The 18,203-nt window shown below is 65.0% G+C and carries 15 protein-coding genes; 7 read left to right on the forward strand and 8 right to left on the reverse strand.

The window, feature by feature from the left end; all coding sequences use genetic code 11:
• Positions 1-50: 50 nt before the first annotated feature.
• Complete coding sequence (gene hppD, locus J2R78_RS15070) at positions 51-1,169, reverse strand: 4-hydroxyphenylpyruvate dioxygenase (RefSeq protein ID WP_253605315.1); 1,119 nt, start codon at positions 1,167-1,169, stop codon at positions 51-53.
• A 123-nt stretch (positions 1,170-1,292) separates the two neighbouring features.
• On the opposite strand from hppD, the gene J2R78_RS15075 reads away from it, so the two are divergent.
• Positions 1,293-1,769, forward strand: a complete 477-nt coding sequence (locus tag J2R78_RS15075; RefSeq protein ID WP_253605317.1) for an Lrp/AsnC family transcriptional regulator — start codon at positions 1,293-1,295, stop codon at positions 1,767-1,769.
• Between the two features lie 81 nt (positions 1,770-1,850).
• Positions 1,851-2,162, forward strand: coding sequence for a DUF1272 domain-containing protein (locus J2R78_RS15080; protein ID WP_253605318.1), 312 nt, complete (start codon positions 1,851-1,853; stop codon positions 2,160-2,162).
• 100 nt (positions 2,163-2,262) lie between these two features.
• On the opposite strand, the gene fahA is transcribed toward J2R78_RS15080, so the two are convergent.
• The 5 genes from fahA to J2R78_RS15105 all read right to left on the reverse strand — a co-directional run bounded on the left by fahA (position 2,263) and on the right by J2R78_RS15105 (position 8,060).
• Entirely contained in the window at positions 2,263-3,534 is a 1,272-nt protein-coding gene (fahA, locus tag J2R78_RS15085; RefSeq protein ID WP_253605321.1) for a fumarylacetoacetase, read from the reverse strand.
• Positions 3,535-3,660: 126 nt separating this feature from the next.
• The gene (gene hmgA / locus J2R78_RS15090; RefSeq protein WP_057021113.1) at positions 3,661-5,007 is read right to left on the reverse strand and encodes a homogentisate 1,2-dioxygenase; all 1,347 of its coding nucleotides are present in this window, start codon (positions 5,005-5,007) and stop codon (positions 3,661-3,663) included.
• A gap of 2 nt (positions 5,008-5,009) precedes the next feature.
• Complete coding sequence (locus tag J2R78_RS15095; RefSeq protein ID WP_253605323.1) at positions 5,010-5,963, reverse strand: MBL fold metallo-hydrolase; 954 nt, start codon at positions 5,961-5,963, stop codon at positions 5,010-5,012.
• Between the two features lie 231 nt (positions 5,964-6,194).
• Complete coding sequence (locus J2R78_RS15100; protein WP_050401747.1) at positions 6,195-6,422, reverse strand: DUF2783 domain-containing protein; 228 nt, start codon at positions 6,420-6,422, stop codon at positions 6,195-6,197.
• A gap of 9 nt (positions 6,423-6,431) precedes the next feature.
• On the reverse strand, positions 6,432-8,060 hold the full coding sequence (locus J2R78_RS15105; RefSeq protein WP_253605324.1) for an FAD-dependent oxidoreductase: 1,629 nt from the start codon (positions 8,058-8,060) through the stop codon (positions 6,432-6,434).
• Positions 8,061-8,229: 169 nt separating this feature from the next.
• Here J2R78_RS15105 and J2R78_RS15110 point away from each other — a divergent pair, with 169 nt between their 5' ends.
• Positions 8,230-8,790 carry a MarR family winged helix-turn-helix transcriptional regulator gene (locus J2R78_RS15110; protein WP_375167041.1) on the forward strand — a complete coding sequence of 187 codons (561 nt, stop codon included), beginning with the start codon at positions 8,230-8,232 and terminating at the stop codon, positions 8,788-8,790.
• A gap of 265 nt (positions 8,791-9,055) precedes the next feature.
• Here J2R78_RS15110 and J2R78_RS15115 read toward each other — a convergent pair whose 3' ends face one another.
• Together J2R78_RS15115 and J2R78_RS15120 are read right to left on the reverse strand one after the other, a co-directional pair.
• Positions 9,056-10,027 carry an NAD(P)-dependent oxidoreductase gene (locus J2R78_RS15115; protein WP_309145046.1) on the reverse strand — a complete coding sequence of 324 codons (972 nt, stop codon included), beginning with the start codon at positions 10,025-10,027 and terminating at the stop codon, positions 9,056-9,058.
• Positions 10,012-10,818, reverse strand: a complete 807-nt coding sequence (locus J2R78_RS15120) for an N-acyl homoserine lactonase family protein (RefSeq protein WP_253605326.1) — start codon at positions 10,816-10,818, stop codon at positions 10,012-10,014. Before J2R78_RS15120 ends, J2R78_RS15115 begins: the two co-directional genes overlap by 16 nt.
• 387 nt (positions 10,819-11,205) lie before the next feature.
• Between J2R78_RS15120 and J2R78_RS15125 the strand changes: the two genes are divergently transcribed.
• The 4 genes from J2R78_RS15125 (at position 11,206) to J2R78_RS15140 (ending at position 17,888) form a co-directional block, all read left to right on the forward strand.
• On the forward strand, positions 11,206-12,765 hold the full coding sequence (locus J2R78_RS15125; protein WP_253605328.1) for a caspase family protein: 1,560 nt from the start codon (positions 11,206-11,208) through the stop codon (positions 12,763-12,765).
• A 141-nt stretch (positions 12,766-12,906) separates the two neighbouring features.
• A complete protein-coding gene (locus tag J2R78_RS15130; protein ID WP_253605330.1) occupies positions 12,907-13,557 on the forward strand; it encodes an OmpA family protein in 651 nt (216 codons plus the stop codon).
• 247 nt (positions 13,558-13,804) lie between these two features.
• The gene (locus tag J2R78_RS15135) at positions 13,805-14,722 is read left to right on the forward strand and encodes an efflux RND transporter periplasmic adaptor subunit (RefSeq protein WP_028335192.1); all 918 of its coding nucleotides are present in this window, start codon (positions 13,805-13,807) and stop codon (positions 14,720-14,722) included.
• A gap of 13 nt (positions 14,723-14,735) precedes the next feature.
• Positions 14,736-17,888, forward strand: a complete 3,153-nt coding sequence (locus J2R78_RS15140; protein ID WP_253588560.1) for an efflux RND transporter permease subunit — start codon at positions 14,736-14,738, stop codon at positions 17,886-17,888.
• Positions 17,889-18,203: the final 315 nt, after the last annotated feature.

An 18,203-nucleotide genomic window follows, 5' to 3' on the forward strand; every position in this document is an offset into this window, starting at 1 on the left:
CGCCGGGACGACGACTGAGAGTTGTGAGCGAACGCGCTCCCCTCCAAGGCCTACGCCGCGTGATCGACCTTCAGCACGCCGCGGCGGATCTGGTCTTCCTCGATCGATTCGAACAGCGCCTTGAAGTTGCCTTCGCCGAAGCCGTCGTCGCCCTTGCGCTGGATGAACTCGAAGAAGATCGGCCCGATCGCGTTGGCCGAGAAGATCTGCAGCAGCACCTTGGTCTGGCCACCGTCGACCACGCCCTCGCCGTCGATCAGGATGCCGTTGGTCCTGAGCCGCGCGACGTCCTCGCCATGCTTGGGCAGCCGGGCGTCGATCCGCTCGAAATAGGTGTCGGGCGGCGACGGCATGAACGGCAGGCCGTCGGCGCGCAACCTCTCGACCGTCGCGTGGATGTCGCGCGCGCCGCAGGCGATGTGCTGGATGCCCTCGCCGCGGTAGACGTTGAGATATTCCTCGATCTGACCGGAATCGCCGGCGTCCTCATTGATCGGAATCCGGATCTTGCCGTCCGGACTGGTCAGCGCACGGGAGAACAGGCCGGATGCGCGGCCCTCGATGTCGAAGAAACGGATCTGACGGAAGTTGAACAGTTTTGCATAGAAGCCGGTCCAGACATCCATCCGGCCGCGATGGACGTTATGGGTGAGGTGATCGACGTAATACAGGCCCGAGCCTGCGGGGCGCGGGTTGGCCGCGCCGAGCCACTCGAACTCGGCATCATAGGCCGAACCCTTGGCGCCGTAGCGGTCGACGAAATAAAGCAGGCTGCCGCCGATGCCCTTGATCGCGGGCACATCGAGCGTCTTCGCTGCAGGCGAGACATCCGCCGGCTCCGCGCCGAGCGCGATCGCGCGTTCATAGGCATGCTTGGCATCGACGACGCGGAATGCCATCGACGGCGCGCAGGGACCGTGCGCGGCGACGAAGTTGAAGCCGTGGCTGCCCGGCTCCTCATTGACGAGATAGTTGATGTCGCCCTGGCGATAGACCGTGATCTGCTTGGTCCGGTGGCGGGCGACCGCGACGAAACCCATCAGCTTGAACAGGGCGTGCAGCTCCGCCGGATTCGGATGGGCATATTCGACGAACTCGAAGCCGTCGGTGCCCATCGGGTTCTCAGTGCTGATTTCGGCCGGCGGCGCATCGTGCGGAAACGGACCCATGGCGGCAACTCCCTGATTTGTCTGGAGATCAGTTTCCGTCATTTTCTGCACAACGTGCGTGCAAAATAGGTCCCATTTTGCTAGCCTTGCGCACGATCCGTGCACGAAATGGATATTTGACGCATGCCTGAAGTGGACGCCTTCGACCTGAAAATGCTCGCCGCCCTGCAGGACGACGGCCGGCTGACCAACCAGCAGCTGGCCGACCTCGTCGGGCTGTCGGCATCGCAATGTTCGCGGCGGCGGATGCGGCTGGAGGAGGAGAAGGTCATCGCCGGCTACCACGCCGACCTCGCCGGCGAGGCGCTGGGCTTCGGTCTGATCGCCTTCATCCACATCACGCTTGCGACCCACTCGCCCGACAACGCCAAGCGGTTTCGCGAACTGGTCAACCGGGTCGATGATATCCAGGAGGCCTATGCGCTGACCGGGGATGCCGACTACGTGCTCAAGGTGATGCTGCGCGACCTCAAGAGCCTGTCCGACATCGTCAACAACGTGCTGATGCCGCACCAGAGCGTGGCCCATGTGCGCTCCTCGATCGTGCTCGACCGGCTAAAGGAGAGCATCAGGCTGCCGCTGAAGTCGCTACAGGCGTGATGGCTCGAATCGAGGGAAATCCGCCATTCGCTTTTGCGGCTTGGCTTGCGATCATTCCGACAACGGCAAGAGAGACGAACCATGGCGCTGCAGCTGCGACCGAACTGCGAATATTGCGACAAGGACCTGCCACCCAGCGCCATCGACGCGCGGATCTGCTCCTATGAATGCACGTTCTGTGCGGATTGCGCCGAGACCAGGCTCGGCAATGTCTGCCCGAACTGCGGCGGCGGTTTTGCGCCGCGGCCGATCCGCCCGGCCAAGCCGTGGCGGCCGGGTGTCTGCACGGTCAACCAGCCGCCGTCGGACAAGCGGGTGCATTTGAAGTACAGCCTCGAGGACGTCGCGGCGAATACGGCGCGCTTGAGGGATGTCAGGCCCGAGGAACGGTAGCTGGCCCACCCGTCATTCCGGGATGGTCCGAAGGACCATACCCGGAATCTCGAGATTCCGGGCTCGATGGCTACGCATCGCCCCAGAATGACAGCGCGAGCTACTCCGCCGCGATGATCGTGCCTTCGACCTCGCCGAAGCCGACGCGATAGCCGTCGCCCTGGCACCAACCGCGCATGACCAGCGAATCGCCGTCCTCCAGGAACGACCGCGTCACGCCGCTGGCAAGTTCGACCGGCTCGGTGCCGTTCCAGCTGATTTCCAGGAGACTGCCGCGCTGGTGCTTTTCGGGGCCGGAGATCGTGCCGCTGCCGAGGAGATCGCCGACATTCATCGCGCAGCCGCTCGAGGCATGGTGCACGAGCTGCTGCACCGACGACCAGTACATGTATTTGAAGTTGGTGCTGCAGATTGTCTTCGCCTCGTTCATTGCACCAGCGCGCAGCGCGACGTCGAGCTGCATGTCGTAATTGTTCGGCTGGGTCTGCTTGAGGTACGCCAGCGGCTCCGGCTGCTGCGCCGGGCCCTGCATGCGGAACGGCTCGAGCGCCTCGCGCGTCACCACCCACGGGCTGATCGAGGTCGCGAACGCCTTGGCCTGGAACGGGCCGAGCGGCACATACTCCCACTGCTGGATGTCGCGCGCGCTCCAGTCGTTGAGGATGACGAAGCCGAAGATCATCTCCTCGGCCTGCTTCTCCGTCAGCATCTCGCCCATCGGCGAGGCCTGGCCGACGACCACGCCCATCTCGAGCTCGAAGTCGAGCCGCTTGCAGGCGCCGAAGCTCGGCACCTCAGCGGTCGGCGGCTTCAGCTGGCCGCGGGGGCGGCGCACTTTGCTGCCCGACACGACCACCGTCGAGGCGCGGCCGTTGTAGCCGATCGGCATATGCAGCCAGTTCGGCTGCAGCGCATTGTCCTTGCCGCGGAACATGACGCCGACATTGGTGGCGTGCTCCTTCGACGAATAGAAATCGGTGTAGCCCGAGACCGCAAACGGCATGTGCAGCCTGACGTCGGCCATCGGCACCAGCGCCCGCGCCCGCAATTCCCTGTTGTCGCGCAGCTCCGGATGATCCGAGCGGAGCAGCTCGCTGATCCGCGCCCGCGTCGCCGACCACACTTTCGGCCCGAGCGCCATGAAGGCGTTGAGCGACGGCTGCGAGAACACGCCGAGCGGCCCGACATCGAGCCGCGAGTCCTGCTCGAGCTCCCAGAGGTCGAGCACATAATCGCCGATCGCAACGCCAACGCGCGGCGCAAGGCCATCCTTCGACGAGAACACGCCGTAAGGCAGGTTCTGGATCGGGAAGTCGGAGGTCGGTGCGACGTCGATGAAGGAGCGGAGCGTTGGGTCGTTGGGATGGGGCACTGATTCCTCCAATCAGAAAGTCGTCATGCTCAGAAAGCTGTCATGCCCGGGCTTGACCCGGGCATCCATCTTCGGAAAGCGCGATGGATCGCCGGGTCAAGCCCGGCGATGACGAGGGACACAAATTCACGGCTTGTTCGGGTCGAACTTCTTCTCCAAGCCCTTCCAGCAATCCGAGTAATCGTCCTGCAGCGTCGACGATTTCGCCGCATGTTCGGTCACGCGCTGCGGGAAGCGGGTCTCGAACATGAAGGCCATCGTGCCGGTCAGCTTCACCGGCTTCAGCTCGCTGTTGCTGGCGTGCTCGAAGGCTTCGCGGTCGGGGCCGTGCGGCAGCATGCAATTGTGCAGGCTGATGCCGCCGGGCACAAAACCCTGCGGCTTGGCGTCGTAGACGCCGTAGATCAGGCCCATGAACTCCGACATGATGTTCATGTGGTACCACGGCGGGCGGAAGGTGTTGTCGGCCACCATCCAGCGCTCCGGGAAGATCACGAAGTCGATATTCGCGGTGCCCGCGGTCTCCGACGGCGAGGTCAGCACCGTGAAGATCGAGGGATCGGGATGATCGAAGGCGATCGCGCCGACCGGCGAGAAGGTACGCAGATCGTATTTGTAGGGCGCGTAATTGCCGTGCCAGGCGACCACGTCGATCGGCGAATGCGGCAGCGTGGTCTTGAACAGCGAGCCGCCCCATTTCACGTAGAGCTCGGTCGGCGTGTCCTTGTCCTCGTAGCTCGCGACCGGCGTCAGGAAGTCGCGTGAATTGGCGAGGCAATTGGCGCCGATCGGGCCACGCTCCGGCAGCGTGAACGCGCCGCCGTAATTCTCGCAGAGATAGCCGCGCGCCGGGCCGCCGGGAATTTCGACGCGGAACTTGACGCCGCGCGGGATCACCACGATCTCGCCCGGCTCGGCGTCGATCCGGCCGAACTCGGTGACGAAACGCAGATTGCCCTGCTGCAGCACGAACATCATCTCGCCATCGGCATTGTAGAAATGCTGATCGACCATCGATTTGGTGATGAGGTAGATGTGTGCCGCCATGCCGGCCTGGGTGTTGGCATCACCCGCCGTGGTCATGGTCTGCACGCCCTGCAGGAAGGTCATGTCCTCCTTCGGGATCGGCGCGGGGTCCCAGCGCAGCTGTGCGATCGGCATGTCGTATTCGTGGCACGGCGCGGTGCGCCACAGCCCGCTATCTGCCTTGGCGAAGCGGCCGGAGTGCCGCACCGACGGGCGGATGCGATAGAGCCAGGAGCGCTCATTGGTGCCGCGCGGCGCCGTGAACGGCGAGCCGGACAATTGCTCGGCATAGAGCCCGTAGGCGCAGCGCTGCGGCGAATTGCGCCCCATCGGCAGCGCGCCGGGCAAGGCCTCGGTCTCAAAACTGTTGCCGAAGCCGGACATGTAGCCCGGGGTGACCTGCCCTGAGCTGCGCACGATCTGATCAGGCGAGGTATTGATGTTCATCGCTATCCTCCTTGCAGGGCGGCCCACATTTCCTGGTCGCGCTTGTCGGTCCAGATCACGGGATCGTCGATCCCCGACGCCTCGTCATAGGCGCGCGAAACGTTGAACGGCAGGCAGTGCTCGTAGATCGCAAACTTCGAGAACTTCGGATCCATCACCTCGCGCGTCGCCGCCATCGATTCCTTCAGGCTGCGGCCCTTGGCGACGGAGGATTCGGCGGCGCCGTAGAGCGTGGTGACGAAATCGCGCGTCATCGCGATCGCATCGCGCCCGGTGGCAAGCCCCTTCAGCGCGTCGCCGCGGCCCGGCGCGATCGCCTTCGGATTGAAGGCGCGGATCTCGTTCAGGGTCGTCGGCCATTCGCGCAAATGCGCATCGCCGCAATAGCAGGCCGAGTGATATTCAATCAGATCGCCGGAGAACATCACCTCGGCATCCGGCACCCAGGCGACGATGTCGCCCGAGGTATGGCCGGCGCCGAGCTGCATCAGCCGCACCTCGCGCTTGCCGAGATAGATCGACATCTCGCCTTCAAAGGTCAGCGTCGGCCAAGTCAGGCCGGGGATGCTCGCGGCATCCTGGAACAGCCGCGGGAAGCGGCCATATTCGGAATCCCAATCCTGCTGGCCGCGCTCCTCGATCAGGCGATAGGTTTCCTGCGAGGCGACGATGCCTTGCGCGTGATAGGCGGAGGCACCGAGCACACGCACCGCATGATAGTGCGACAGCACGACATGTTTGATCGGCTTGTCGGTGACGGTCTTGACCCGCTCGATCACCTTGTTGGCCATCGCCGGCGTCGCCTGCGCGTCGAACACCAGGCAGCCGTCGTCGCCGACGATCACGGCGGTGTTGGGATCGCCCTCGGCGGTGAAGGCATAGAGGTCGGTGCCGATCTCGGAGAAGGTGACCTTCTTCTCCGAAAGATCCGTGGTCGATGCGAAACCTTTGGCCATCAGTTCAATCCTGTCCGTTCAAGAGCATTCGCCCCCTCTCCCCGTTCTTACGGGGAGAGGGTTGGGGTGAGGGGCTGTCTCCGCATACACGGCGACAGATGTGTCTGCGGAAGCTCCCCCTCACCCGGAACGCATCTGACGATGCGTTCCGACCTCTCCCCGCAAGCGGGGCGAGGTGAGGCGGAGGCTGCTGCGCGACTTGATAAAGATCCATCCTGATTCAGCTCGTAACTATTGTTGTTGCTGCTGTTGCTGCTGGCTTGCATCAAGCATCCGCCGCTTCGCCAGCGCGATCGCCTCGCGCAGCACGTCGAGATCGCCGATATGGTTGGCGAGCACCAGAACCAGCGCAGCATCGAGATCGGCGCTCTGCGCCTCGGTGAGGCCGCGATGGGCCTCGACGATGGCGCGGAAGGCGTCGTCGGGCTTTGCGAAATTCGAACTGGTCGACAGCGCCATGACTGCTCCTCAGTTCAGGCCGGCTGCGCGTGCCAGCGCCGCATCAAGTGCCGGCCGCGCCGCGTTGCGGAAACGTGCCGCGACATAGCCGTCCGGCCGCAGCAGATAGGCGGTGCCGGGCTCGGCATCGTAGCGCTTGCCGGCAAGGCCCTGCGCGTCGACCAGCCCATCCTCGCCGCCGATCCGGATGCTGCCGACGCCGTCCGGGACATCGACCGCAGCGCCATTGCCAAACTCCAGCAGCGTGAAGCGCGTTCCCTGCCTGATGAAAACGTCGGTCAGGTAGGTGGAACCCCCGCCCTGCTCCGTCACCGGCGCATCCAGCATCGAGGCGCCCGGCCGCGGACCGCCGCGCCAATCGTCGCGATCGCCGCTCGACAGCGGCGTATCGTAGACCGACGGCACCGACAGCCGCCCGCCATTGACCATGCGCTTGCCGAACTCGGTATCCTTGGCGAGCGACAGCACCGCCTGGCGCAGCCGTGCTTCCTGTTTCGTCACCGGCGCCATGAAGTCAGTCGAGCGGGTGGACTCGCGGATGTTCTCGTCCGCCGCCGCGCTGCGCTCGATGTGGTAGCTCTCCAGCAAGCCCTCCGGCGACAGCCGGCGCAGCACGCGGTCGAGCTTCCACGCCAGATTCTCGGCGTCCTCAAGCCCGGAATTGGCGCCGCGTGCGCCGAACGGCGAGACCTGGTGGGCGGAATCCCCGGCAAAGATCACCCGGCCGTGGATGAACTTGGCCATCCGGCGGCACTGAAACTTGTAGAGCGAGATCCATTCGAACTCGAACTTGTCATGGCCGAGCATGCGCTCGATCCGCGGCCGGACATTCTCGGGCTGCTTCTCGGCCACCGGATCGGCATCCGGGTTGAGCTGCAGATCGATCCGCCAGATGTCGTCCGGCTGCTTGTGCAGCAGCGCCGAGCGTCCGGCATGGAACGGCGGATCGAACCAGAACCAGCGCTCGGTCGGGAACGCCGCCGTCATCTTGACGTCGGCGATCAGGAACTGGTCCTCGAACACCTGGCCCGCGAACTCCGCGCCGACCATCTGCCGCAGCGAGGAACGAGCACCATCGCAGGCGACCACGAAGGTCGCGTGCACCTGGTAGGAGCCGTCAGGGGTTGCGATGGTCAGCGCAACGCCATCGTTGCGGCTCTCCAGCGCGATCACCTTGTTGCGCCAGCGCAGGTCGATTTCAGGCAGTTGCCCGACCCGGTCGACCAGATAGGCCTCGGCGTAGAACTGCTGCAGATTGATGAAGGCGGGCCGCTTGTGGCCCTCCTCGGGAAGCAGATTGAACTGATAGAGTTGCGAGGCGCCGTGGAAGATCTTGCCTACGCTCCACACCACGCCTTTCTCGACCATGCGGTCGCCGACCCCGAGGCGATCCCAGAACTCAAGCGAGCGCTTCGAGAAGCAGATCGCGCGCGAGCCTTCGCCGATCCGGTCGGCATCGTCGAGCAGCACCACGCGCTGGCCGCGCTGCGCGAGATCGATCGCGAGCGACAGTCCCACCGGCCCGGCGCCGACCACGACGACGGGATGCTCCGCGACGTTGGCACCCGAGCGCTCCTGGTCGGGGTGACGGCGATAGCCGAACTGGGTTTTGGCCTGTGCCGTGTTGGCGTGTGCCATTGCGTGACCCTGGATGTTTCCCTTGCGCCGCGGCCTCTGGCTGCGGTTCTGTGTGACCGGCTTGCGACCGGGACCTTGCGAGCCGGCCGCGACCTTGCTAAATTAGTCTCACTTGCAACTATCTTAAACCCCCAGTCGGGGTTGCCGTCAACTCAAATTGGAGGGATTTTTGGCACGGACCTCTGCAAGCCAGCCTCCAGCCCGGCCGCGCAGTGCCGTGGAAGCGGAGCTGCGCGACACTATCGCGCCGACCAAGAAGCGCCTCGATCTCTTCCATTTCATGCCGTTCCGCCTGAACCGGCTGGCGGCCGAGGTGTCCTCGGCGCTGTCGAGCGAATATCAGGCGCGCTACGGCCTCGACATTCCGGAGTGGCGCGTGCTCGCAACGCTCGGCTTCCGCAGCGATCCCTGCAGCGCGCAGTACATCGCGCACTGCACGCGCACCCATAAATCCACCATCAGCCGCGCGGTGTCGGCGCTGATGGAGCGCGAGATCGTCGAGCGCGTCGAGAACGCCGACGACCGCCGCGAATTCCGCCTGCGACTGACCAAAACGGGCCAGGCGCTCTACGAGGAACTGATCCCGCGCCTGCTGCGCAAGGAACAGGAGATCTTGTCCTGCCTCTCCGCACAGGAACGCCGCGACCTCGGCCGCTTGCTCGGCAAGGTCGAGAACAGCCTCGAACTGGTGCAGACCAGCGAAGAGGCCGACGCCAAGGACGTGTATTAGGCTCACTCAACCCGTCATCCTGAGGAGCGCGCAGCGCGCCTCGAAGGATGCACGGCCCGGCTGGTGGCCGTCGACCCTTCGAGACGCGCGCAAGAGCGCGCTCCTCCAGCGACAAAGGCGAAGCCTTTGCGCGGGGGTGACGGTGATGGAATTTTGTGCGCGGCCCCCTCGATCGTCATTGCGAGCGAAGCGAAGCAATCCATACATCCCAGCATGTGGGACGATGGATTGCTTCGTCGCTACGCTCCTCGCAATGACGGTGCCGTTACGCCCTGTCGATATGTGTCGCGATGACAGGGAAATAATTGTCCTTCGATCCTTTGTCGATCGCTTCCTGCAGCACCGTGCCGATCAGCTCCGCACCGCGGATCTTGATGCCGGCATCGGCGGCGAGCTCCAGCGCGTAGGACAGATCCTTCAGCGCATATTCGGTCGAGAATGCGCGCTCGGGAAACACGCCGGGCACGATCGCCTTCATGCCATGGTTGCGCAGCGCAAAGCTGTCGGCCGAGCCCTTCGACAAGGTTTCCAGCAGCAGCTTCGGATCGACGCCGTTATGCTTCGCCACCGCGACAGCCTCGGCCAGCGCGTTCACGGTCTCGAACAGCACCATGTTGTTGAGGATCTTGGTCACCTGCCCGGCGCCGACGTCACCGCAATTGGTGACATCGGTGGCGAAGCAGCGGATCAAGGGCTCGATCGCGGCATAAAGCGCGGGCACCGCGCCGACCATCACGCTGAGCGTGCCGTCCTGCGCCGCCTGCCGCGTGCGCGCGATCGGTGCGTCGACCCACGCCGCGCCCTTGGCCTGCAACTGCGCGGCGAAATCGCGGGTCTGGCTGACTGAAGACGTGCCGAGATCGACCACGATCTGGCCGCTTCTCGTGTTCTTCAAGATGCCGTCGCCTTCGAACACCGCGCGCACGTGCCTGGCGCTCGGCAAGCAGAGGAACAGCACATCGCTCTGCTTGATGACGTCGGCGACCGACGCGGCAACCTCGGCACCGTCGGCGCGCAACCGCTGCAGCGGTTCGGCCGAGAGGTCGAACACGACAACGCGCTTGCCGCTCTTCTTGACGAGGTTGCGGCAAATCGGCTCACCCATCACGCCGAGGCCGATGAACCCGAGAGTCTTGGTGTCAGTCGTCTTGGTGTCAGTCATATCGCTTCTTTTTGACGTTTCTTGACGTGCTGCAGACGTGCCTCGCCCAACCGGCGAGGCTATTTCGCGAACGATCGCGACGGCGCCAGATGCAGCGCGAACGCGTCGACCTTGTCGCTGACGCGCGGATAGATCTCGCTGACGATCGGATCGTGACCGGGAATGAAGCGGTCCGGATGACCGGCGAGCCGCTCGACGGTTTCCCAGCCCTGCGCCATGTCGCCGACATTGTAGACGATCGGGAACGGGCTGCGCTTGTGCAGGTTCGCATAATAATGCGCGGCATCCGACGCCAGCACGACCGGGCCGCGCGCGGTCTCGATGCGTACCACCTGCAGGCCGTCGGAATGGCCGCCGACGCGATGCACGGTGACGCCGGGTGCGATCTCGCCGTCGCCGGAGTGGAAGGTGACGCGCTCGCCATAGACGTGGCGCACCATCTGCGTGACGTGCTCGATGGAGAACGGATGGCGCAGCATGCCGTTGCACATGCAGCGGCCGGTCGCGTAGCTCATTTCGCGTTCCTGCAGATGGAATTTGGCGTTCGGGAAGCGATCCAGATTGCCGGCGTGGTCGTAATGCAGGTGAGTGACGACGACATCCTTGATGCTGTCGGCACTGACGCCGAAGCCGGCCAGCGCGTCGACCGGGTTGAGCGTCAGCTTGCGGGCGCGCGCCTTGGCCTCCTCGGCGTTGAAGCCGGTGTCGACCAGGATGTCGCGGCCATGGCCACGGATCAGCCAGACGAAATAATCCAGGTCCTGCGCGGTGGTGTCGTGCGGATCGGGCACCAGGAAGTTGAGGTGGGGCGTGCGCGGCGACATCGTCGCATAGCGCAGGGCGTAAATCTCGTAGGCGTTTCCCATCGGTTTCGCTCTTGTTTGCAAGGCCTGTTTGAACGGCTTGTCTTTGAATGGCTTGCCGTCCCGAACACAAAGCCATCGCCTCGCGCAAAGGTCAAACCGTGCGGCGTGCGACGAGCGCATGACAGGGTGGCGACAGCCTTCGTGAGTGCAGGCACGTTATCGGCCCGCAGGAACCAGCACCGTGCCGGATGACGATGGCCGCCATGACCGCATGCTGCTGCACTGCGGTCTGGCTGGTATCACCGCGATAAACGATGCTGCCGCAAGCCGTTGACGGGGGCTTGGCCGTGGTTTGATAATGGATTTTCGCTAGAGTAAGGTTCCCGAGGCGCAGGCTGGAAGCGGCGCCATTTCACTGGAATGCCGCGATCTGGATTTGCTGCGATTATGAAAATCCGCCTTGCCTTGCTCGCCACGCTGATTTTTTCAATCGCGGCGCCCACTTTGTCCTTTGCCGCCGGCGACCGTTTCGCGCTGGTCATCGGCAATGCCAAATATCCCGACGCCGACGCACCGCTAAAGGAGCCGGTCAATGACGCACGTGACGTCGCCGACGAGCTCAAGCGCGACGGCTTCACCGTCGAGGTCGGGGAGAACCTGACCGGCGACGGCATGCGCCGCGCCTTCGACCGGCTCTACGGCAAGATCAAGCCGGGCTCGGTCGCCCTGATCTTTTTCTCCGGTTACGGCATCCAGTCGAACCGGCAAAGCTACATGATCCCGATCGATGCGCAGATCTGGGCCGAGGCCGACGTGCGCCGCGACGGCTTCAGCCTCGAGACCGTGCTCGGGGAAATCAACAGCCGTGGCGCCGGGGTGAAGATCGCCTTGATCGACGCCTCGCGGCGCAACCCGTTCGAGCGGCGCTTCCGCAGCTTTTCGGCAGGGCTCGCCCCGGTGATCGCCCCCAACGGCACATTGGTGATGTACTCGGCCGCTCTGTCGTCCGTCGTCTCCGACAATGGCAGCGACCACAGCCTGTTCGTGCGGGAACTCCTGAAGGAGATCCGCACCCCCGACCTGATGGCCGAGGAAACGCTGAACCGCACCCGCGTCGGCGTCACCCGCGCCTCGCGGCAGGAGCAGGTGCCGTGGATCTCGTCGTCACTGGCCGAGGATTTCTCGTTCATTCCGGCCGGCGCAGGCGGGCCGTCGAACGCCGCGTCAGCACCCGCCGCGTCGCCGTCACCGGAGGTGGCAACGGCACCGCCGGTCGCGCCTCCGCCGGCTCCGCCCGCCGCAACGCCGACACCGCCTGCGGCAACCCCGACGCCACCTGCGGCAACAGCGCCGACACCATCACCGGCGCCGCCGACGCCTCCGGTTGCGGCAGCGCCGACTGCACCGCCACCCCAGCCCAAGGCGCCCGAGATCGCCCTGCCGCCGCCCGCCGCTCCGCCGCCGGTGGTGATCCAGCCCACGCCGGCGCCGAGCAATTCGCCCGTGCTCGCCGATGATCCGACGATCAAGAGCCTGAGCGAAAAGCTGGACAAGAATCCCGACGACGCAGCGGCGCTGTATCGCCGCGGCCAGGTCTATGCCAGCAAGGGGGCCTACGACCTTGCGGTGAAGGACTTCACCAATTCGCTGCGGCTGAACCCGAAGGATGTCGAGGCCTACAACAACCGCTGCTGGGTCCGCACCGTGATCGGCGACCTGCAGGCAGCGCTGAAGGACTGCAACGAGGCGCTGCGGCTGCGTCCGAACTTCGTCGATGCGCTCGACAGCCGCGGCTTGATGAACCTGAAGGGCGGGCAGAACAAGAACGCGATCGCCGATTTCGACGCCGCGCTGAAGATCAACCCGCGTCTGACCTCGTCGCTGTACGGGCGCGGGCTCGCCAAGCAGCGCAACGGCGCGGTCGCGGAGGGCGATCTCGACATCGCCAACGCCAAGGCGATGGACCCGAACATCGTCAAGGAATTCGCCGACTACGGCGTGCAGTGACAGACCGACGAAGACCTGCCCGCGGCTCGAACCGCGGACGGAATTGCGCGACTAATCAGAGGGTGCGTGCCGGGCAGCAACGCCGGCGATCAATCTGAATAGTTGCCTGGAACCGCGCCAGCTTGCGCAAGAGGGACCGAAATGTTCAAGCCGTCGGCAAAGGCCGCGATCGTTTCAATCATGACCGTTGGCGCCGCGCTGTCGTTCGGCATGGCCGTCGCCCATGCCGGCGACGTCACCGAAGATCAGATCATCAAGGCGCTGACGCCCGACAAGAAGCCGCTGACCCGCGGCCTTTCGGCCGGCCCGCAGACCACCTCGCCGGAGCTGAATGCCGACCAGGCCAAATTCGTGCAGAGCGTCCGCGGCCGCGCCACCCGCTCGCTGTCCTCGGCGGAACGCGAGGAAATCGCGACCATCGTCCAGGACAAGCCGAAGATCGATCTCGAGATCAACTTCGACTACAACTCCGCCGACATCAGCGCGAAGTCGCTGCCGTCGGTGCAGGCGCTCGGCCGCGCGTTGACCAATCAGGACCTGAAGGGCTCGACCTTCGTGGTCGCCGGCCACACCGACGCCGCCGGCGGCGAGGACTACAATCAGGGGCTTTCGGAGCGCCGCGCCGACGCCATCAAGCGCTATCTCGTCGACAAATACGGCATCAACGGCACCGATCTCGTCACCGTCGGCTATGGCAAGAGCAAGCTGAAGGACCCGAACCATCCGATGGCGGAGGTGAACCGGCGCGTGCAGGTCGTGAACGTGGAAAACAAGGCCACCGCCGCCAAGTGATGGGCGGTGGCGTGGCCCCTTTTTGAGGCTACAATGCGTCCCGCACCCCGGCGGGGCGCATTTGCTTTAGGGCCAATGCTGTTGGGCCGAGCCCCAACGCGGCCCACAGGTGACCCGCCTCACATGACGTCAGGGCATGATCCGGAACAATGGCACCGGCCTTCCGAATGCCCAGGCAATACGATAGCGAGCATGATGAGACTTCGACCAACACCGATGACGCGCCAAGCTCTGGATTGATCAGGCGATGAATTTTTCCCAATACCTCAAGCCTGCGCTCGGCACGGTGTTCTTCCTCGCCCTCGCGATCGCCTATTACGCGTTCGAGCACCGCTCCCATCCGGAGGAGAAGGAGACGCCGGGCCAGGCGCTGGTCGTGGTGACGAAGTCGACCAATGCCTGCTTCTCCGACATGGTCCGCGTCACCGGCTTCATCGTGCCGCGCCGCGAGGCGCAGGTGAATGTCGACCAGGATGGCTCCAAGGTCACCGACGTGCTGGTCCGCGAAGGCGACACCGTCACCGAAAACCAGGAACTGGCGCGGCTGACCCCGCCGCCGCAGCAGGCCGCACAGGCCAATGCCAAGCCGCTTGTGCTGCGGGCGCCGGCGGCCGGCCTCGTCACCGAAGTGCGCACCGCGCCCGGCGCGCCGGCCTCGCCGCAGGCGCCCCCGATGTTCAAGATCTCGATCAACAACGAGATCGAGCTCGACGCCGAGGTGCCGGGCTTCCAGCTCCTGAAGCTCAATCCCGGCGCCAATGTGCGGATCAGCCGCGACGATGCGCCCGACATGGTCGGCAAGGTCCGCCAGATCTCGCCGCAGATCGACCGCACCACCCAGCTCGGGCATGTCCGCATCACCATCAACAACAATCCGACGCTGAAGGTCGGCATGTTCGCGCGTGCCAATATCGACGCCAAGCGCTCCTGCGGCGTCGCGGTGCCGCGTACCGCGATCGACCGCCTGACCCTGCAGGTCGTGAAGGGCAACACCGTCGAGACCCGCAGGGTGCGCGTCGGGCTGACCTCCGACACCTCGACCGAAATCCTTGAAGGCCTCGACGTCGGCGAAATCGTCGTGGCCGACGCTGGCACCTCGCTGCATGACGGCGACCAGATCAAGACCATGTTCGCCGACGAACTCGATCGCACGCGATCACGGTAATTCGGGCACGCTAATGGCTTTGAACATCTCGGCATGGTCGATCCGGAACCCGCTTCCCTCGATCGTCTTCTCGATCATCCTGCTCGTGCTGGGCTGGGTCTCCTTCACCAAGCTCGCGGTGACGCGGCTGCCGAGCGCCGACATTCCGGTGATCTCGGTCGCGGTCTCGCAATTCGGCGCCGCGCCGTCGGAACTTGAATCGCAGGTCACCAAGACCATCGAGGACGGCGTCTCCGGCGTCGAGGGCGTGCGCCACATCTCCTCCTCGATCACCGACGGCCTGTCGGTGACCACGATCCAATTCGCGCTGGAGACCAACACCGACCGCGCGCTCAACGACGTCAAGGATGCGGTGACGCGCGTGCGCGCCAACCTGCCGCAGAATGTCACCGAGCCGTTGATCCAGCGGGTCGACGTGATCGGCCTGCCGATCGTGACCTATGCCGCGATCTCGCCCGGCAAGACGCCGGAGCAGCTGTCCTATTTCGTCGACGACGTGGTCAAGCGCGCCCTGCAGGGCGTGCGCGGCGTCGCCCAGGTCGAGCGCATCGGCGGTGTCGAGCGCGAGATCCTGGTCTCGCTCGATCCCGACAAGCTGCAGGCGGTGGGACTGACCGCGGTCAATGTCAGCCAGATCCTGCGCGGCACCAATGTCGACGTCGCCGGCGGCCGCGCCGAGATCGGCAAGAACGACCAGGCGATCCGCACGCTGGCCGGCGCCAAGACGCTGAACGAGCTCGCCGGCACCATGATCCCGCTGTTCGGCGGCGGCGAGATCCGGCTCGACGATCTCGGCACCGTCACCGACACCATCGCCGACCGGCGCACCTTCGCCCGCTTCAACGGCGAGCCGGTGGTCGCGCTCGGTATCAAGCGCTCCAAGGGCGCCAGCGACGTCGTCGTCGCGGCCGCGGTGCAGAAGCGGATCGACGCGCTGAAGGTGGCCTATCCCGATGTCGACCTGAAGCTGATCGACACCTCGGTCGAGTTCACCAAAGGCAATTACGAGGCCGCGATCTCGACCCTGTTCGAGGGCGCGATCCTCGCCGTCATCATCGTGCTGCTGTTCCTGCGCGACATGCGCGCCACGATTATCGCAGCGGTCTCGCTGCCGCTGTCGATCTTCCCGGCGTTCTGGGCGATGGACCTGCTCGGCTTCTCGCTCAACCTCGTTTCGTTCCTCGCCATCACGCTTTCGACCGGCATTCTGGTCGACGATGCCATCGTCGAGATCGAGAACATCGTCCGCCACATGCGGATGGGCAAGACGCCCTATCGTGCCGCTCTGGAAGCCGCCGACGAGATCGGCCTTGCGGTGATCGCGATCTCGCTCACGATCATCGCGATCTTCGCGCCGGCGAGCTTCATGTCCGGCATTGCCGGGCAGTTCTTCAAGCAGTTCGGCATCACCGTGTCAGTGCAGGTGTTCTTCTCGCTGCTCGCCGCGCGCTTCGTGACGCCGATGCTGGCCGCCTATTTCCTCAAGCATCATGACCACGACGATCCACCGCCCGGCCCGATCCTGCGCGGCTATCACAGCCTCGTCACCTGGTCGGTGAAGCATTACTTCGTCACCGTGCTGATCGGCTTTGCGATCTTCGCCGCGTCGATCTGGAGCATCACGCTGCTGCCGCAGGGCTTCCTGCCGGCGCAGGACACCGCACGCTCGCTGCTCGCGATGGAGCTGCCGCCCGGCTCGCAGCTCGCCTACACCGAGAAGGTCACCGAGGAGATCGTGGCGCGGCTACGCAAGCGGCCTGAGGTACGGAGCGTGTTCGTCGATGGCGGCCGGGTGCCGCCGGGCCTGCAGGAGGTCCGCCGCGCCGCGCTGATCATCAACTACACGCCGAAGGCCGACCGCAAGATCACCCAGCGCGAGCTCGAACTGTCGATCGGCAAGGAGCTCGATAACGTTCCCGACATCAGGTTCTGGTTCCTCGACGAGAACGGCCTGCGCGCGATTTCGCTGGTCGTCACCGGTACCGACAGCAACATCGTCAACAACGTCGCCAGCGAACTCGCGACGCAGATGAAGCGGATTCCGATCATCGCCAACGTGATCTCGGAGACCGCGCTCGACCGGCCCGAGCTGCGCATCCGTCCGCGCGCCGAGCTCGCGGCGCGGCTCGGCGTCTCGACCGAAAGCCTGTCGCAGACCATTCGCGTCGCCACCATCGGCGACGTCGGCCCGGCGCTGGCGAAGTTCGACGCCGGCGACCGCCAGGTGCCGATCCGCGTCCAGCTCGAGGACAATGCGCGCAGCGATCTGCAGATGCTGGAGCAGTTGCGGGTGCCGCTCGGCCAGCGCGGCGAGCGCGGCGGCGTGCCGCTCTCCGTCGTCGCCGACATCCAGCTCGACCAGGGCCCGACCAGCATCAACCGCTACGACCGCGAGCGGCAGGCCACCGTCGCCGCCGACCTTGTCGGCAATGCCGCGCTCGGCGACGCCACCAAGCTGATCTACGACCTGCCGGTCATGAAGACCCTGCCGAAGGGCGTGAGGGTCAGCCCGTCCGGCGACGCCGAGAGCCTCGCCGAGCTGTCCGACGGTTTCGCCACCGCGATCACCGCCGGCCTGATGATGGTCTATGCCGTGCTGGTACTGCTGTTCGGCACCTTCCTGCAGCCGATCACCATCCTGTTCTCGCTGCCGCTCTCGATCGGCGGCGCGATCGGCGCACTGCTGTTGACCGGCAAGCAGCTCACCACGCCGGTGTGGATCGGCATCCTGATGCTGATGGGCATCGTCACCAAGAACGCCATCATGCTGGTGGAGTTCGCGGTGGAGGCGATCCGCGACGGCAAGGCGCGCGAGGAAGCCATGATCGACGCTGGCATGAAGCGCGCCCGCCCGATCGTGATGACCACGATCGCGATGGCCGCCGGCATGATGCCGTCAGCGCTTGCGTTCGGCGCGGGCGGCGAATTCCGCTCGCCGATGGCGCTCGCAGTGATCGGCGGCCTGATCTTCTCGACCGCGCTGTCGCTGGTGTTCGTGCCGGCGATGTTCATGGTGATGGATGATATCGGCGGCCTGATCTGGCGCTTCGGCAAGCGGCTCGTGGTCTCGCATGCCGACCACGAGCTGACCCCGAACGAGCACCAGTCCGACGACACCAAGCGCCCGCCCGGCCCGCCGAACATGATCTCGCCCGCCGCGGAATGAGCTGAGGCCGCGCCTCGCCAGCGGTGCGACCCGTACGAGATGACGTACTCCAAAATATCGAAAACAACCCCATGCAAAGGAGCCGACGGCGGCCGGAATTCGACACGGCGACTTGACACGTCGGGCAAATCAGCGATATTTTTCCATTATTCCGAAATCATGGTGTGAGTCTACGACTCCTCCAACACGTCGTCCCTGCCTGGTGCGCAATTGCGCACGGGAGCAGGGACCCTTACGCCGCGGCGGACCTTGTTGCAGCGACTCGTCGTTCCAGCATCGCCCAACAATTGGCAGCTGTGGTTATGGGTCCCTGCT

The organism is Bradyrhizobium sp. USDA 4538 (assembly GCF_024171045.1).
GTDB classification, from domain to species: Bacteria; Pseudomonadota; Alphaproteobacteria; order Rhizobiales; family Xanthobacteraceae; genus Bradyrhizobium; species Bradyrhizobium australafricanum.

Excerpts from the sequence above, each read along its gene's own strand:
- J2R78_RS15135 (WP_028335192.1), top strand. The coding sequence starts at position 13,805 with ATGAATTTTTCCCAATACCTCAAGCCTGCGCTCGGCACGGTGTTCTTC.
- J2R78_RS15140 (WP_253588560.1), top strand. The coding sequence starts at position 14,736 with ATGGCTTTGAACATCTCGGCATGGTCGATCCGGAACCCGCTTCCCTCG.
- J2R78_RS15080 (WP_253605318.1), top strand. The coding sequence starts at position 1,851 with ATGGCGCTGCAGCTGCGACCGAACTGCGAATATTGCGACAAGGACCTG.
- J2R78_RS15105 (WP_253605324.1), bottom strand. The coding sequence starts at position 8,060 with ATGGCACACGCCAACACGGCACAGGCCAAAACCCAGTTCGGCTATCGC.
- hppD (WP_253605315.1), bottom strand. The coding sequence starts at position 1,169 with ATGGGTCCGTTTCCGCACGATGCGCCGCCGGCCGAAATCAGCACTGAG.
- J2R78_RS15095 (WP_253605323.1), bottom strand. The coding sequence starts at position 5,963 with ATGGCCAAAGGTTTCGCATCGACCACGGATCTTTCGGAGAAGAAGGTC.
- J2R78_RS15130 (WP_253605330.1), top strand. The coding sequence starts at position 12,907 with ATGTTCAAGCCGTCGGCAAAGGCCGCGATCGTTTCAATCATGACCGTT.
- J2R78_RS15075 (WP_253605317.1), top strand. The coding sequence starts at position 1,293 with ATGCCTGAAGTGGACGCCTTCGACCTGAAAATGCTCGCCGCCCTGCAG.
- J2R78_RS15100 (WP_050401747.1), bottom strand. The coding sequence starts at position 6,422 with ATGGCGCTGTCGACCAGTTCGAATTTCGCAAAGCCCGACGACGCCTTC.
- hmgA (WP_057021113.1), bottom strand. The coding sequence starts at position 5,007 with ATGAACATCAATACCTCGCCTGATCAGATCGTGCGCAGCTCAGGGCAG.
- J2R78_RS15125 (WP_253605328.1), top strand. The coding sequence starts at position 11,206 with ATGAAAATCCGCCTTGCCTTGCTCGCCACGCTGATTTTTTCAATCGCG.
- J2R78_RS15120 (WP_253605326.1), bottom strand. The coding sequence starts at position 10,818 with ATGGGAAACGCCTACGAGATTTACGCCCTGCGCTATGCGACGATGTCG.